Genomic DNA, 14,407 nt, shown 5'->3' on the forward strand with positions numbered 1-14,407 from the left:
AAAGGCGGCTCTCAGTGCTGTCCCCGCTCGTCCGGGACCGCACTGAGAGCGGCCGGGAAACCGAGAGCGGCCAGGAGGCGGGGCGTCCACCGGGAGCGCGGGCGCGACTCACCGTCCAGTGCGACCACCTCGGCCAGGCCACGCAGCGACGATGCCAGCCAGATCGCGTCGGCGGCGGCCAGTTCGGGCCGGGTGACCATCCGTTCGGCGGCGGCCAGGCCCAGCGACGGCGCCAGCGACAGCAGGTGGGCGGCTGTGATGCCGGGCAGGATTCCGGCCTCCGCCGGTGGGACCGTGCACAACTCGCCGCCGGCCAGCCAGACGACTGATGCGGTGGGCGCTTCCCGTACGTACCCCTCGGTGGAAAGCCAGATGAGGTCGTCGGCGCCGAGCCGTGCCGCCCAGCGCCGGGCCGCGAAATTCTCCGCGTAGGACAGTGACTTGGCCGCGGAGACGGACCACGGCGGACGCCGCACCGAGACGCCCTGATCCGCGCTGATCACCCGGATGCCGTCGTGGCGTTCGCGCAGCACCCCCGGCGGCACCGGCGAGACCGAGACGTGCAACACATCCCGGGTGTAGATGATGCGTAGCGCGCCGACCTCGGTCGTCGCCGCGATGCGGTCGCGGAGCGAGGGCAGTGGTGGCGCGGGTAGCCCGAGGATCTCCGCCGACGACGCGAGCCGGGAAAGATGCTGGTCGAGCAGCCACGGCCCGGACTCCCGCAGGTCGATCGTCTCAAAGACGCCGTCGCCGAGAAGGTCGGTGGGCGCGACAAGGATCCGGTCGTTCACCCGAACTATGCTCGTCTGGTGTCCGCCACATCGCTAGCCGCCATGCTCCGCGAGCGGGGCCTGCGACTCACCCCACAGCGCCAGCTGATCCTCGAAGCGGTGCACGAGCTCGGTCATGCGACACCCGAGTCGGTGCACAACGCGGTCCGTGAGCGGGCCGCCGGGGTCAACATCACCACGGTCTACCGGACCCTGGAGCTGTTGGAGGAGTTGGGCCTGGTCAACCACACCCACCTGTCGCACGGTTCGCCGACTTATCACGCGGCCGGCGAGGATCAGCACGTCCATCTGGTGTGCCGGACGTGCGGTTCGATCGCCGAGGTCGATCCGGTGGTGATGGAGCCGGTGACCGATCGCCTGCTGGGCGAGCGCGACTTCCGGGTCGATGTGGGGCACGTGTCGCTGTTCGGAGTCTGCGGTAGCTGCAAGGAGGCCGAGTGACCACCGTCATGGTCGAGGACCTGGAGCCGGGTTCGGCCGATGCCGGGGTGCCGGCGCACTTCGGCGACCCGATGCGCGAGCAGCGCCTGTTGGAGACCGGTGTCGGCCTGGTCGACAGGTCGAACCGTGAGGTGATCGCGGTTCCCGGCGAGGAGCGGGCGAGCTGGCTGCACACGCTGACCACCCAGCACCTGTCGACGCTCGGTGCCGATCAGGGCAGTGAGCTGCTGGTGCTCTCCCCGAACGGGCACGTCGAGCAGCACGCCTACGTCACCGAGGACGGTACGACGGCCTGGCTGGACACCGAGCCGGGCGCCGGTGCGGGCCTGCTCAAATACCTGGAGATGATGCGGTTCTTCACCCGCGTCGACCCGCGCGACGCGACCGCTGAGCTGGCGGTCCTCTCCCTGGTCGGCCCGGGCGCGGCGGAGCTCTTCCCGGACCTCGCGGCCCCTCAGGTGGGCGCGGTGCCGGGTCCGAGATTCGCCGCCGGGTCCGTTCCGGCTCGGGCGACGAGCATCTATTCGGTACGGCCATACGAGGGCGGACTGGCTCGCCGGGTGCCGCTCGGGGTCGACCTGCTGGTGCCGAGGTCCGCCAAGGACGCGGTGATCGAGCGGCTCGGCGTGCAGCGCGCCGGCCTCTGGGCCTACGAGGCGGTCCGGGTCGCGCACCGCGTGCCGAGGCTGGGCTGGGAGACCGACCACCGGACGATCCCGGCCGAGATCGAGCTGATGGCCCCGGGCGTGCACCTGGACAAGGGTTGCTACCGCGGCCAGGAGACGGTCGCCCGGGTGCACAACCTGGGCCGTCCGCCCCGCCGCCAGGTCCTGTTGCACCTGGACGGGGTGGCCACCGATCATCCACCGGCCCGTGGTACGGCGGTCGAGCTGGACGGCCGCGCGGTCGGTTTCGTCGGCACCGCGGTCCGTCATCACGAACTGGGCATGGTCGCCCTGGCGGTGCTGAAGCGCAATGTGCCGGATGATGCCCGTCTGACCGTGGGGGAGTCGGCAGCCGCCATCGACCCGGAATGAGTCATGGCAGGATGCGGGCATGACCGGGACTGTGATCACCGTCGCCCCGACCGGCGCGGAGAGCAAGAAGGTGGATGCGCCGGCCCTGCCAGTGACCCTGGCCGAGCTGACCACCACCGCCAAGGAGTGCGAGGCGCTGGGCGCTTCGATCGTTCATGTCCACATCCGGGATGATGACGCCCGCCCGACCCTCGATCAGGGCCGGCTGCGTGACACGGTGGCCGGGTTGCGGGAGGCGACCGGCCTGATCGTGCAGCTGTCCTCGGGCGGCTCGGTGCATGATCCGGAGGCGGACCGGCTGGCCGTTCTCAATGCGGAACCGGAGATGGCGTCCTGCACGATGGGCACCGTCAACTTCGGTGACGACGTGTTCCTGAACCGTTGGGAGTTCATCGTCGACCTGCACACCCGCATGCAGGAGCGCGGGATCGTGCCGGAGTACGAGATCTTCGACCTGGGCCAGCTCACCAGCCTGCAGCGCCTGCTCGGGAAATACGGTCTGCCGTTCGGCGGGCACGTGCACGTGGACCTGGTGATGGGCGTGCCGGGCGGGATGCCCGGGACGGCCGCCGCCCTGGTCGCCTGTGAGCGGGTGATCCGTGACCTGCCGGCGGGCACCACGTTCTCGGCGACCGGCATCGGCCGCAGCACCCTGCCGGTGATGCTGGCGTCGCTGTCGGCCGGCGGGCACCTGCGGGTCGGCATGGAGGACACCCTGACGTACGCCAAGGGCCGCGCCGTCGAGTCGAACATGCAGCTGGTGGCCCGTGCCGTCGGTTTCGCCCAGCTCGCCCAGCGCCCGCCGCTGACCCCGGCCCAGGCCCGTGAGCTGCTCGGAGTCCCAGCCCGATGATCGTCGCCGAGGTGGTCCGGTCGGGTTTCGTGGAAAGCGTCCACCACGGGGTCGTGGCCATCCATGGTCAGCCCGGCTTCGGTGACGTGGACACGCCGTTCTTTCCCCGTTCGTCCAACAAGCCACTCCAGACCGTGGGTCTGCTGACCGCCGGGCTGGTCCCGCGCGAGGAGGCCGATCTCGCCCTGGTCAGTGCCAGTCACGACGGCGAACCGTTCCACGTGGAACGTGTGCGCGCCATCCTGGCCGCGGCGGGGCTCGGACCGGAGGCGCTGCGCTGCCCGGCCGACCTGCCGTTGGGCGAGACGGCGCAACGGGACTGGCTCCGGGGTGGCGGCGAGCCCGAGCGCATCCTGATGAACTGCTCCGGCAAGCACGCCGGCTTCCTGGCCACCTGTGTGGTCAACGGCTGGCCGCTGGAGTCGTACCTGGAGGTCGACCACCCGCTGCAGAAGGCGCTGGCCGACGCGGTGAGCCGGCTGTCCGGTGAGCCGATCGCCGCGCTCGGGGTGGACGGGTGCGGTGCGCCGATCTTCGCGATCTCACCGAACGGGCTGGCCCGTGCCTTCCTGCACCTGGTCGAGGCGGAGCCGGGCACCCCGGAACGCCGGGTGGCCGACGCGATGCGGGCGCACCCGGAGCTGGTGGCGGGAACCGGGTCGGAGGACACCGTGCTGATGGGCGCGGTGCCCGGCCTGATCGTCAAGCGGGGCGCCGACGGCGTGCACGCGGCCGCCGTGGCCGGAGCCGGGGCGGTCGCGTTGAAGATCTCGGACGGGTCGGCGCGGGCTCGCGTACCCGTGCTGCTCGCCGCCCTACGTCGTCTCGGCCTGGACGTTCCGGACCTGCCGGAGGTCGTTCTCGGTGGGGGCCGCCCGGTGGGCGAGGTTCGCGCGGTCTTCTGAGCCCCTAGGGGGCGACTTCAGGGTGACTCGGTTCACGCTAGCTTTTGCAAGCATTCTGCTTGCAGGAGCTAGCACCCGGGGCTAACGTCGAAGCATGGCCACGCCAAAGGACCTCCCCGAGGACATCGGAACCTTCATCCGAGACCTGCGGCAGACCGCGAAGATCTCGCTCCGGCAGCTCGCCGACAAGGCCGGGGTGAGCAACCCCTACCTGAGCCAGATCGAGCGTGGCCTGCGAAAGCCGAGCGCCGAGGTGCTACAGCAGATTGCCAGCGCCTTGCGAGTGTCGACGCCCGCGATGTATTTGCGGGCCGGGCTGCTCGATGGGGAGGGCCAGCAGGGCGTGCTGGCCGCCATCGCGGTCGACCCGGAGCTCACGATCGCGCAGAAGCAGTCCCTGACGCAGATCTACGAGACGTTCCGCAACGAGAACGCACGATCCGAGCCGGTGCGAGAAACGCCGCCCGCCGCAGACGCTGAGGAGCAGAAATGACCGAGCAGACCAAGACCAAGATCCCCGCCCCGCTGTACGCCGCCGCCGGTGCCGGTGACGCCGCCTACGAGCAGCTCCGCAAGCTGCCGGCCGTGCTCAACGAGCTGAGCGACCGCGCCGCCGCCTCGCTGAAGTCGTACAACGAGCAGGCCGGCACCAAGGCCGCCGAGTTCGGCACCAAGGCCCAGGAGCTGCGCGGCAAGGCCCAGGAGACCGACTTCGTGGCCCTGCGCGACAGCGCGACCACCGCCGCGGTCAACTTCGCCCAGGTCGCCCAGGAGCGCGCCATCGCCGTCTACAACGAGCTGGTCGCCCGCGGCGAGCGCGTGGTCGGCACCGGTGTGGTCGAGGCCGCCGACGTGGTCAACTCCGACATCGAGGCGACCGAGCAGCCGAAGGCCGTCGAGGCCGCCGTCGAGGAGGCGAAGGCTGTCGAGGCCGCGCCGAAGCCGCGCAAGCGCGCCAAGCCGGCCGCGTCGGCCGAGTGACTCGACACTGATCTGTCATGACCAGCGGGCCCCGGCGTTTGCCGGGGCCCGCGGCATAGACTCTCTCTCATGGGCACATCTGCGCCGCTCTTCTACGGATACGTCGTCCTCTGGATCAACGTCATCGTCATGCTCCTGTCGATGGGGCTCCTGGCGGTCGCGCTGATCCACTGCCTGACCCAGCGCGGCCCAGCGTTCCAGGCTCTCGGCACGCTCCCGAAAGGCGCGTGGGCCGGCATCCTGGCGGTCCTCCTGGTGCTCAGCGGCTTCCTCTACAACACGCTGCTGATCACCATGATCGCCATCGCTGTGGCCATGGTCTACCTGCTCGACGTCCGTCCCGGCCTCAAGGACATCTCGGACGGTAAGGGCTTTTGGTGACGAGGTTCGGCCCGCCTCCTCCGGATGGTGGGCCGCGCCTTCAGCGCGTCGACCGGACCGGGCCGCGGACCGGTCGCCCGACGCTGCCGGGTCCGGCCACCGAGTTGATCACCCTTCCTTCCGGGGTACGGGTGGAGCAGCTCGTCACCGGCGCCGGCGACCCGGTCACGGTGTTCGCCCACGGGCTGGCCGGTGACATCGGCGGCACCCGACCACTGGGCAGCGCGGTCCTCGGTCGCCGGGTGTTCTTCCACTTCCGTGGGCACGGCCGGTCCGACGTTCCACCCGGCCCGTGGTCCTTCGATGATCTGGCCGCCGACCTGCGTGCCGTCGCCGACGCGACCGGCGCCACCCGAGCGCTGGGCGTGAGCATGGGTGCGGCCGCGCTCTGCCGCCTGCTCGCCACCGATCCCGACCGGTTCGAGCGGGTCGTCCTCTACCTGCCGGCTCCGCTCGACGGGGTTCGCGCGGCCGTGTCCGTGCAGCGTCTGGAGCGTCTGCTGGCCTCGGTCGAGTCCGGCGAGGCCGCGATGATCGCCGACGCGGTCGAGCGGGAGATCCCGCCGTCGGTCCGCAACACCCCGGCCGGCTGGAGCTTCCTGCGGCAGCGGGTGGACCAGTTGCAGCGCGACGGGCTGGCCCCGGAGATCGAGTCGGTGTGGTCCGCGCCGGCGCTCACCGAGGAGTGGCTGCTCAAGGAGTTTCGGGGGCGGGCACTGGTGATCGGCTGTGTCGGAGACGAGACGCATCCGGTGACCTGGGCGGAGCGGATCGCCGGTCTGCTCCCGGGTGCCGAGCTCGAAGTGTTCGACAGACCCGCGGTGCTGTGGAGCAGTCGAGCCGCCCTGCGGGACCGGATCTCGGAGTTTCTGAACCGGTAACTTCCCTCCCTTATGTCCGAAAGCCGTAACTTTTCTGGCTCTCGAACCGGTGAAGCGTACGTGCGTTTGTCCCCTAAGACCGTCTTCCTTGCTTTGCTGGTCGTCGGACTGCCGTTTGCGGTAGTGGCCGGCTGGGCGCTGGGCGCTCCGGCCGCGCGGGAGGCGACCATCGGTGCCTCCGGGCCCGGCGGCCCGCTCGGCGGCGACGGCGCCCTCGGTTCGGCCCCCGGGCATCAACCGGGCGGTACGGCTGTCGCCCCGGCCCGACCGCGGACCACCGCCGACCCGACCGGCTCCCCGGTGCCCGCGACCGGGCCCAGCACGGTCACCGCCACGGTCACGGTCGTCCGTACCGCCGACCCGACCCGCCGCCCGGTCGAATCCACCGACCCGCCGCTGCTCACCAACCCACCGGTGCCGACGCCGACGAAGGTCTCCGGCGGGCCCGACGATCCGTTCGAGTTCCCGCTCGATCCGAGCGCGACGCCGGAATTCCCGTTCCCGCCGGCACCGCCGTCCGACCAGATCGTCGGTTTCGAACGCTTCCGCTACTGGCGCCAGTGACCGAAGATCCGGCTGGTTCCCCGAGCTGTCCCGGAGGTTGTGAGACAGCACCGAGAACCAGCCGGGGTGCCTGGCGCTGTCCGTACTGGAACCCGGGCTCTAAGCTCCCGGAACGTGAGCGGTGATCTGAGTGAGACCCGGCCGGTGACGGCCTTCCGTGAGTTCGCCACCGGCGCGGGACTGCTCGGGCGCGGGCTCGGCCTGGTCCTGCGCAGCCCCCGGCTGCTCCTTCTCGGACTGGTGCCGGCCCTGCTGTCCGGCATCCTCTACATCGTCGGGCTGGTCTTCCTGGTCCGATACCTGCCCGACCTCTCGGCCCAGGTCACCTGGTTCGCCGACGACTGGGCGGCCTGGCTGCGCGGCACCCTCCGGGTGATCGGCGGAATCGCGGTGCTCGGGTTCGGGCTGCTGCTCTCGGTGCTCACGTTCACCGCGGTCACCCTGCTGATCGGCGACCCGTTCTACGAGAAGGTCTCCGAACTCGTCGAGGACCGCTTCGGTGGTGTACCCGACGCGGTCGAGGTCGGCCTTCTGCAGAGTCTGCGCCGCAGTCTCGTCGACTCCCTCAAGCTGGTCGGCATCTCGATCCTGGTCGCCATCCCGCTCTTCCTGCTCGGGCTGATCCCGGTGGTCGGCCAGACGGCGGTCCCGGTGCTGGCCGGGGCGGTCGGTGGCTGGCTGCTCGCCCTGGAGTTGACCGGAGTCCCGTTCCAGCGCCGCGGCCGGCGGCTCCGGCACCGACGGGTGGCCCTGGCCGCCAACAAGCCGCTGACGCTCGGCTTCGGGGCGGCGGTCTTCGCCACGTTCCTGATTCCGCTCGGCGCGGTCTTCCTGATGCCGGCTGCCATTGCGGGCGCGACCCTGCTGGCCCGTCGCTCCCTGAACAAGCCGATCACCATCACCACCACCGCGTCCCTGTAGCGCCCGTCCCGCTCCGAGATCCGGCCGGGCTACGGTTTTCGGGTGGAGATCGAACTGGTCGAGGGTGACATCACGGTCCAGCGCGTCGATGTGATCGTCAATGCGGCCAACTCGTCGCTGCTCGGCGGGGGTGGGGTGGACGGCGCGATCCACCGGAAGGGCGGGCCGGAGATCCTCGCCGAGACCCGGATGCTGCGGGCCTCGAAGTACGGGCGAGGGCTGCCGACCGGGCAGGCCGTCGCGACCACCGCCGGACGACTGCCGGCCCGATGGGTGGTGCACACGGTCGGACCGGTCTTCAGCACCGACGAGGATCGGTCGGAGCTGCTCCGGGCCTGCTACGCCAACTCGCTGCGGGTCGCCGACGAGCTCGGCGCCGAGTCGATCGCGTTTCCGCTGATCTCGGCCGGGATCTACCGGTGGCCGGTCGACGATGCGGTTCGTCGGGCGCTGACGGTGCTCCGGGCGGCCGAGCCGGAACACCTCCGGACGGCGACCCTGGTCCTGTTCGGCGCCGACACGGCCGCGGCCGCCCGCCGGGTCGCTGCCGAAGACTCGTAGCCCACACCGGGTTCCGGCCGCCTGTCTGGTCGCTGCCGCCGGAATGCTGAACGACGAGCTCGGTGACCGGAAGTGGTCAGGCCGAGGTGCGGATGATCAGCTCGGTGGGGAGGATGATCGCCGGTTCGATCTCGGGGTCGCCGGCGATCAGGCGCAGCATCTGGCGGGCCATCACCCGGCCCGCCTCGGCGATCGGCTGGCGGACCGTGGTGAGCGGCGGATCGCTGTAGCGGCTGATCTCGAAGTCGTCGAAGCCGATCACCGCGACGTCCTCCGGCACCCGGCGACCGGCATTGCGCAGGGCCTGCAGGGCGCCATGGGCCATCAGGTCGGAGGCGGCGAAGACCGCGTCGAGATCCGAATCCTGATCGAGGAGTGCGCGCATGGCGGTGACACCTGATTCGCGGGTGAAGTCGCCGGCCGCCACCAGGGACGGCAGCCCGGCCGCCTGCAGGGTGTCGCGGTAACCGGTGAGGCGCTCGAGCCCGGCCACCATGTCCTGCGGTCCGGCTATCGTCGCGATCCGTCGGCGCCCGGAGGTGATCAGATGCCGAAGTGCGGCGGCGACCCCACCGGCGTGGTCGACGTCCACGTAGGGGACCGGCGGGTCGGCGAGCATCGGCCGGCCGGAACAGATCACCGGAATCCCGCGGCGGGCCAGCAGGCCGGGCAACGGGTCGGCGCCGTGGATCGAGGCGAACATGACGCCGTCGACGTGACCGGCCACGGCGTACCGCTCGACCCGGTGATATCCGGCGGCCGAGCCGGCCATCATCAGCACCAGCTGCTTGTCGGCCGCCTCCAACTCGGAGCCGACCCCGCGGATGATGGCCGGGAAGAACAGGTCGTCGGAGAAGACCCGGTTCGCGGTCTCCGGAAGGATCAGCGCGATCGAGTCGGTCTGCCTGGTCACAAGGCTGCGGGCGGCCTGGTTCGGTACGTAGCCGAGCTCTTCGACGGCCCGGTTGACCGCCTCGCGGATGGCGACCGCGACCGTGGTGGAGCCGTTGACGACGCGGGACACCGTCGCCCGGGACACCCCGGCTCGACGGGCAACCGCTTCCAGGGTGGGCCGTTCCCGCGTCGTCACTAAAGGGCTCCTATTCCAGGCCGTTACGCCGGATCACCTCGCGGTACCACTTCGCGCTGTCCTTGAGCACACGCTGTTGCGTCGTGTAGTCGACGTGCACGATACCGAAGCGCTTCGCGTACCCCTCGGCCCATTCGAAGTTGTCCATCAATGACCACGCGAAGTAGCCGCGGAGGTCGACGCCGGCGGCGAGGGCGTCGTGGCAGGCCCGCAGGTGGGCGTCGACGTACTCGATACGCAGCGGGTCGTGGACGCCCTCCGGGTAGGCCGCCCCGTTCTCGGTGATCATCAGCGGGGTGCCCGGGTAGTCCCGGTGGATGCGGGTGAGCAGACGGGTCAGCGACGCCGGCTCGATCTGCCAACCCATGTCGGTGACCGGGCCGACCGGCTTGCGGAAGGCGATGCCCTCACTGCCCGGGTAGTCGAGGGCGGCCGGCTGGCCGGGCTTCGCCGACACGTACGACGGGGTGTAGAAGTTGATCCCCAGCACGTCGATCGGCGCGTTGATGATCGCCTCGTCGCCGTCCTTGATGAAGGACAGATCGGTGATCCGGGAGATGTGCTCCAGCACGTCAGCCGGGTAGTGGCCGCGCAGCAGCGGGTCGAGGAAGATCCGGTTGGCGACGCCGTCGATGATGCGGGCGGCGTCGACGTCGGCCGGGTTCGCCGGGTCGAGTGGGGAGACCTCGCACGGGTTGAGCGTGATGCTGATGCTCCGCGCGCCGGCCGAGCGCAGTGCCCGGGCGGCGAGGCCGTGGGCGAGGTTGAGGTGGTGCACGGCGGCCAGCGAGCCGGCCGGGTCCTGCCGGCCGGGGGCGTGGATGCCGTTGCCGTAACCGAGGTAGGCCGAGCACCACGGCTCGTTCAGCGTGGTCCAGGTGCCGACCCGGTCGCCGAGCCGACCGTAGACGACCTGGGCATACTCGGCGAAGGCCTCGGCGGTCTCCCGCACGGTCCAGCCGCCGCGGTCCTCCAGCGTCTGCGGAAGGTCCCAGTGGTAGAGGGTGACGACCGGGTCGATGCCCTTGCCGAGCAGCTCGTCGGTGAGCCGGTCGTAGAAGTCGAGACCGCGGGTGTTGACCGGGCCGGTGCCGTCCGGGCGGACCCGCGGCCAGGCGATCGAGAAACGGTACGCGCCGAGGTTGAGGTCGGCCATCAGGGCGACGTCCTCGACGTACCGGTGGTAGTGGTCGCACGCGACGTCGCCGGTGTGGCCTGCGTGGACCTTCCCCGGCGTACGGCTGAACGTGTCCCAGATGGACGGGCCGCGACCGTCCTCCCTCGCGGCGCCCTCGATCTGGTAGGAGGCCGTGGCCGTCCCCCAGACGAAGCCTTCGGGGAAGGTGATCCCCGTCGAGGCCGGCTGCGCCGACGTGGACGTGACGGTTGCCGTCATGTCATCTGCTCCTGATGATCCGCCGAACTTAACCGGTTCATCTTACGGCCTGAGAGCGCTCCAACAAGGGTAAGACCCAGGAACTTCAGCCGGTGCGCAGCGCCTGGAAGAGACGAGGGTCACCACTGAGCGCCAGTTGGTCGGCTCGTTTGCGGCCCATCAGGGCCAACTGGAGGTCGCTCACGCTGCCCATCGCCTTGGCCCGGGCGTGGTGATCGTCGCTGTCCAGGATCGTGCCGGTGTCGAGCAGAGCGATCCCGGAGCCCCGCAACCTGACGAACCATTCCTGCCCGGCGTCGGTCCCGACCAGGTGCACGACACCGTGCAGATCGGTCGGGCCCTGCCGCTTACCGGCCGGCAGCCACGTGTCCAGGATCTCGCTGACCCCGTCGGTCGCGAGTTTCGTCTCGATCGGGGTGGCCCGGCCCGCGGCCGACTCGGCGTCCCACCTGTGCACCGAGATCTCGTGGGCCATCCGGCGGTCCCAGAAACCGGCTCGTTTCGGCTGGGGCGCCCAGTTCCACGCCGGGAAGTCCGGATCGAGCGCCTCCAGCGTCTCGATCGTGCCGGTCAGCTCCCGCCGCAGCACGTCGAGCGTCTCCGGCCAGTCGGTCGCCGGGAGCGCCGGGGCGAACTCGGGAAGCGCGGTGACCCCGCGGGTCACCGTGTTGCGCACCCAGTGCAGCACCTCGGTGACGTGGTGGGCGAGATCGGCCACGGTCCAGTCCGGGCAGCCGGAGACGGCTGCCTCCGGGCCGGTCTCGGCGACGGCGTCCCAGAGCGCCGGCCCGTCGGCGCGCAGCGCTGCGAGCCAGAAATCCTTCGTCGCGTGCAACCTGTTCATCGCAGTCGTCTCCCCGTTCGCCGGACCGCCGGTGAACCTTCCCTCGGGTGGACCTTAGGGTTGGCGTCGTGACTGATACCCCTTCGGCCCCGGAGAGATTCCTGTCGGCGTACACGACGCTACGCCTTGGCGGGCCCGCAGGCACAGTGACCACCGCGGTCCATACGGACGAGGCGGTCGGCGCGGTGCGTTCGGCGTCGGCGGCCGGGCGGCGGCTGCTCGTGCTCGCCGGGGGCAGCAACGTGGTGATCGGCGACGCCGGCTTCGACGGCGAGGTGCTGCTGCTGCGCACCCGTGGCGTCGAGGTCACCGATGAGGACGCCTCCGGCGTCCTGGTGCGGGTCGCGGCCGGCGAGCCCTGGGACGATTTCGTGTCGTACGCGGTGGGCGCCGGCCTGTCGGGTGTCGAGTGCCTCTCCGGCATCCCGGGTGCGGCCGGCTCCACCCCGATCCAGAACGTCGGGGCGTATGGCCAGGAGGTCGCGCACACCATCGAGGCCGTGCACGCCTATGACCGCGCGGCCGACGAGATCCGGGTGATGACTCCGGAGGAGTGCCGCTTCGGCTATCGGACCAGCGTCTTCAAGCACGACGACCGTTACCTGGTCACCGCGGTCGACTTCCGGCTGGCCCGGTCGGCCGAGTCGGCCCCGATCCGCTACGCCGAGCTGGCCCGCTCGCTGGGTGCGGAGGCGGGCGACCGGGTTCCGCTGCGCCAGGCCCGGGACACCGTGCTCAAGCTGCGCGCGGGCAAGGGCATGGTGCTCGACTCGGAGGACCGGGACACCTGGTCGGTCGGCTCGTTCTTCACCAACCCGGTGGTGCCCGCCGCCGTGCTGGCGGGCATCGGTGAGGCGCCGCACTGGCCGGCCGGGGACGGGTTGGTGAAGCTTCCGGCCGCCTGGCTGATCGAGCACGCCGGCTTCCCGAAGGGCTTCGCCGGGGACGGGGTGGCCATCTCCGGCAAGCACACGCTGGCGCTGACCAACCGGGGTGCCGGCACCACGGCGGCGCTGCTCGACCTGGCCCGGACCATCCGGGACGGGGTCCGGGCGAGGTTCGGTGTCGAGTTGCATCCGGAGCCGGTGCTGATCGACTGCGCTATCTGACGGCGGCGGCGGTCACTGCCACCCGAAGACCTGCGTGTAATAAGGAGTGCCGTCGACGGCGAAGGCCACCCCGGCGCCGAACGCCTTGGCCTTGCAGTTGAGGATGTTGCGCCGGTGCCCGGGGCTGGCCATCCACGCCTCCATCACCTCGGGGGCGCTGCGATAGCCCCAGGCTATGTTCTCCCCGGCCGGCTGCCGGTAACCGGAGTCCTCACTGCGGTCGACGAAGGTCGAGCCGTCCCGCCAGACGTGACTGAACAGTCGGGTCCTGGCCATGTAGTTGCTCTGCCGTAGAGAAGCCGTGACCAGGTGCCCGTCGACGGTGAGTGCGGGACAGCCGGCCTCCTTACGTTCCTCGTTGGTCAGGCGGACCACCTGCACCATGACGGCGCGGGCACGGATCTGGGCCGGGTTCAGGGAGGGCGTGGGGGTCGGGGTGGCCGTGACGGTCGGTGGCGGGGTCTCCTGCGGGCGCGGCGGCGTGAGCGGTCCTTGAGCGAGAGCCGGTGCGGAGAGCGCGAAGAGCGCGGGTGCCGCCGCGAGCACGGCGACACGTCGTACCACCAGGTCGAACACAGGTGCCTCCCGGATACGCATTGATCGGGCGCCTATCGCCCGTCACGGTTATCGCACCCCGTTGCTCGCGGCGTGTCACATCTTTCGCGGAACGGGCGATAAGCCGTACGGGAAATGTCAGGCTGTAGGGATGTCCCTGTCGGGCCTTCCGGGCGACTCGTGTTTGAACGGTCACAGCGGATCCTTGCGGACCGGCTCGGACCCCGGCACCCGGCGCTAGACTGTCACTGTCCGTAAATAGGCGGTGACATCACGCTATATGGTGGTTTTGCGCCGCCAGTGCGGGTTAGGGACAGGGTGAGCACACGATGAGTCGCCTACTCGTGGTCGAGGACGACCCGGACATCGCACTCGCTCTCCGGTTGCTGTTCAGCCGGGCCGGTTATGAGGTGGCGCATGCCGCCGACGGCCGCTCCGGGCTGAAGGAGGCCTACGCCGAACACCCCGATCTGGTGGTGCTCGACGTCGGTCTGCCGGAGATGGACGGTTGGCAGGTGCTGGAGCGGCTGCGCGACGTCTCGGATGTGCCGGTGCTGGTCCTCACCGCTCACGGCCAGGAGGCGGAGAAGGTGCGCGGCCTACGTGGCGGCGCCGACGACTACCTGACCAAGCCGTTCGCCAACAACGAACTGCTGGCCCGGGTGGAGGCGCTGCTACGGCGCTCGTCCTCCGGGCAGAACAGCTGGGCCAGTCAGGTCTACGACGACGGCCTGGTGCACCTCGATCCGACCAAGCGCCGGGTCTACGTGAAGGGTGAGGAGAAACGTCTCACTCCGACCGAGTTCCGCCTGCTCAACGCGTTGGTGCGACATGCCGGCGCGGTCCTCTCGCCGAACCAGCTGCTGACTCAGGCCTGGGACGACCCGACCGGCATCGGTCAGGAACGGGTCAAGTTCGCGGTGTTGCGGTTGCGGCGCAAGCTCGGCTGGTCCGACCCGGACGAGTCACCGATCGAATCGGTGCGCGGGTTCGGCTATCGCTACCGCCGCCCGGGCGGGGAGTCCTGAACTATTCCGGCGTACCGGGCGATCTTCTCAGTTGGTGCCCCGAGGGGTCGATGAGGGCAGTGAAGC

Annotated in this window: 17 protein-coding genes and 1 pseudogene; 13 read left to right on the forward strand and 5 right to left on the reverse strand. The window is 70.4% G+C overall.

The features are described from left to right. Positions 1-11: 11 nt before the first annotated feature. A complete protein-coding gene (locus tag Q0Z83_RS46190; RefSeq protein WP_317789898.1) occupies positions 12-794 on the reverse strand; it encodes an aminotransferase class IV in 783 nt (260 codons plus the stop codon). Positions 795-836: 42 nt separating this feature from the next. Here Q0Z83_RS46190 and Q0Z83_RS46195 point away from each other — a divergent pair, with 42 nt between their 5' ends. The 11 genes and pseudogenes from Q0Z83_RS46195 to Q0Z83_RS46245 all read left to right on the forward strand — a co-directional run bounded on the left by Q0Z83_RS46195 (position 837) and on the right by Q0Z83_RS46245 (position 8,319). Beyond that, the gene (locus Q0Z83_RS46195) at positions 837-1,235 is read left to right on the forward strand and encodes a Fur family transcriptional regulator (RefSeq protein WP_317797312.1); all 399 of its coding nucleotides are present in this window, start codon (positions 837-839) and stop codon (positions 1,233-1,235) included. A gap of 8 nt (positions 1,236-1,243) precedes the next feature. Continuing rightward, positions 1,244-2,272: a CAF17-like 4Fe-4S cluster assembly/insertion protein YgfZ gene (gene ygfZ / locus Q0Z83_RS46200; protein WP_317797313.1), complete on the forward strand. Its 1,029-nt coding sequence runs from the start codon at positions 1,244-1,246 to the stop codon at positions 2,270-2,272. A gap of 19 nt (positions 2,273-2,291) precedes the next feature. Next, positions 2,292-3,125, forward strand: a complete 834-nt coding sequence (locus Q0Z83_RS46205; RefSeq protein WP_317789899.1) for a BKACE family enzyme — start codon at positions 2,292-2,294, stop codon at positions 3,123-3,125. Then, positions 3,122-4,030, forward strand: coding sequence for an asparaginase (locus tag Q0Z83_RS46210; protein ID WP_317789900.1), 909 nt, complete (start codon positions 3,122-3,124; stop codon positions 4,028-4,030). Before Q0Z83_RS46205 ends, Q0Z83_RS46210 begins: the two co-directional genes overlap by 4 nt. A gap of 94 nt (positions 4,031-4,124) precedes the next feature. Beyond that, positions 4,125-4,511 (forward strand): annotated as a pseudogene (locus Q0Z83_RS46215) (helix-turn-helix domain-containing protein); the annotation flags it as partial. A gap of 8 nt (positions 4,512-4,519) precedes the next feature. Then, positions 4,520-5,011, forward strand: coding sequence for a hypothetical protein (locus tag Q0Z83_RS46220; protein WP_317789901.1), 492 nt, complete (start codon positions 4,520-4,522; stop codon positions 5,009-5,011). Positions 5,012-5,080: 69 nt separating this feature from the next. Next, positions 5,081-5,392 (forward strand): DUF2516 family protein, encoded by a 312-nt coding sequence (locus Q0Z83_RS46225; RefSeq protein WP_317789902.1) that lies wholly within the window; start codon positions 5,081-5,083, stop codon positions 5,390-5,392. Continuing rightward, positions 5,389-6,273, forward strand: coding sequence for an alpha/beta fold hydrolase (locus tag Q0Z83_RS46230; RefSeq protein ID WP_378079104.1), 885 nt, complete (start codon positions 5,389-5,391; stop codon positions 6,271-6,273). The genes Q0Z83_RS46225 and Q0Z83_RS46230 overlap by 4 nt, the downstream gene beginning before the upstream one ends. Positions 6,274-6,333: 60 nt before the next feature. Further along, complete coding sequence (locus Q0Z83_RS46235) at positions 6,334-6,837, forward strand: hypothetical protein (RefSeq protein ID WP_317789904.1); 504 nt, start codon at positions 6,334-6,336, stop codon at positions 6,835-6,837. A gap of 114 nt (positions 6,838-6,951) precedes the next feature. Next, positions 6,952-7,758, forward strand: coding sequence for an EI24 domain-containing protein (locus Q0Z83_RS46240; protein WP_317789905.1), 807 nt, complete (start codon positions 6,952-6,954; stop codon positions 7,756-7,758). A gap of 42 nt (positions 7,759-7,800) precedes the next feature. Beyond that, entirely contained in the window at positions 7,801-8,319 is a 519-nt protein-coding gene (locus Q0Z83_RS46245) for an O-acetyl-ADP-ribose deacetylase (protein ID WP_317789906.1), read from the forward strand. Positions 8,320-8,395: 76 nt separating this feature from the next. On the opposite strand, the gene Q0Z83_RS46250 is transcribed toward Q0Z83_RS46245, so the two are convergent. The 3 genes from Q0Z83_RS46250 to Q0Z83_RS46260 form a co-directional block, all read right to left on the reverse strand. After that, complete coding sequence (locus Q0Z83_RS46250; RefSeq protein ID WP_317789908.1) at positions 8,396-9,409, reverse strand: LacI family DNA-binding transcriptional regulator; 1,014 nt, start codon at positions 9,407-9,409, stop codon at positions 8,396-8,398. Positions 9,410-9,419: 10 nt separating this feature from the next. Next, entirely contained in the window at positions 9,420-10,805 is a 1,386-nt protein-coding gene (locus Q0Z83_RS46255) for a GH1 family beta-glucosidase (RefSeq protein WP_317789909.1), read from the reverse strand. An 85-nt stretch (positions 10,806-10,890) separates the two neighbouring features. After that, positions 10,891-11,649 (reverse strand): maleylpyruvate isomerase family mycothiol-dependent enzyme, encoded by a 759-nt coding sequence (locus Q0Z83_RS46260; RefSeq protein ID WP_317789910.1) that lies wholly within the window; start codon positions 11,647-11,649, stop codon positions 10,891-10,893. A 68-nt stretch (positions 11,650-11,717) separates the two neighbouring features. Here Q0Z83_RS46260 and Q0Z83_RS46265 point away from each other — a divergent pair, with 68 nt between their 5' ends. After that, on the forward strand, positions 11,718-12,758 hold the full coding sequence (locus Q0Z83_RS46265; protein WP_317789911.1) for a UDP-N-acetylmuramate dehydrogenase: 1,041 nt from the start codon (positions 11,718-11,720) through the stop codon (positions 12,756-12,758). A 12-nt stretch (positions 12,759-12,770) separates the two neighbouring features. Here the strand turns inward: Q0Z83_RS46265 and Q0Z83_RS46270 are convergent, their stop codons facing one another. Continuing rightward, positions 12,771-13,334 carry a CAP domain-containing protein gene (locus tag Q0Z83_RS46270; RefSeq protein ID WP_317789912.1) on the reverse strand — a complete coding sequence of 188 codons (564 nt, stop codon included), beginning with the start codon at positions 13,332-13,334 and terminating at the stop codon, positions 12,771-12,773. 308 nt (positions 13,335-13,642) lie between these two features. Between Q0Z83_RS46270 and Q0Z83_RS46275 the strand changes: the two genes are divergently transcribed. Then, on the forward strand, positions 13,643-14,341 hold the full coding sequence (locus Q0Z83_RS46275; protein WP_093619553.1) for a response regulator transcription factor: 699 nt from the start codon (positions 13,643-13,645) through the stop codon (positions 14,339-14,341). Positions 14,342-14,407 lie beyond the last annotated feature (66 nt).

The sequence above is a fragment of the Actinoplanes sichuanensis genome (genome assembly GCF_033097365.1).
In the GTDB taxonomy this organism is placed as follows: domain Bacteria; phylum Actinomycetota; class Actinomycetes; order Mycobacteriales; family Micromonosporaceae; genus Actinoplanes; species Actinoplanes sichuanensis.